We start from the raw sequence: 492 nt of genomic DNA, 5'->3' as shown, positions 1-492 counted from the left end.
AAAATGGTCGGCGTCGGCAAGCAAGTGTCTTGCGGCATCATCGATGGCCAACAGGCCCGCCGCGCTGTTGCGGATGTTGAAGACGAAATGCCTGGAAGCGTCGGCTCTATAGGTGACGAAGGCGGTGCCAGTTGCGTGGCCTCCATGGGTGGCGATCGCCGAAACGTCCGCGCCGAGCCGGCGCAGTCGGTCTATGTTCAGTTGGCCGAAATCGTCCCTGCCGACGGCCCCGATAAGCCCCGCTGGCTGACCAAGCGCTGCCGCTTGGCCAATGAAGATCGCTGGCGCGCCGGATGGGAACGGCCCCACCAGTGGCCCGGGTTCGAGAAAGCTCTGGCCGGTCCGATCCGCCATATCTCGACGAGGATCTCGCCGGCGGAAACCAGCTTCTTCATCACGGCCTCCCGGCATTTGCCGCGTGGCATCACCTCGAAGCGGAATAAGGCGCGTCCTTCTTCACGTCAATTAATAAATTTACGAACGCAATAATTT

The 492-nt window shown here is 61.0% G+C and carries 1 pseudogene; it reads right to left on the bottom strand.

From position 1 onward, the window contains the following. Window positions 1-395, bottom strand: a pseudogene (locus EOA27_RS39730) (PfkB family carbohydrate kinase); the annotation flags it as partial. Between the last annotated feature and the right edge of the window lie 97 nt (window positions 396-492).

The sequence above is a fragment of the Mesorhizobium sp. M2A.F.Ca.ET.037.01.1.1 genome, assembly GCF_003998075.1.
Lineage (GTDB): Bacteria > Pseudomonadota > Alphaproteobacteria > Rhizobiales > Rhizobiaceae > Mesorhizobium.
This window is presented reverse-complemented; position numbering and strand designations above follow the sequence as displayed.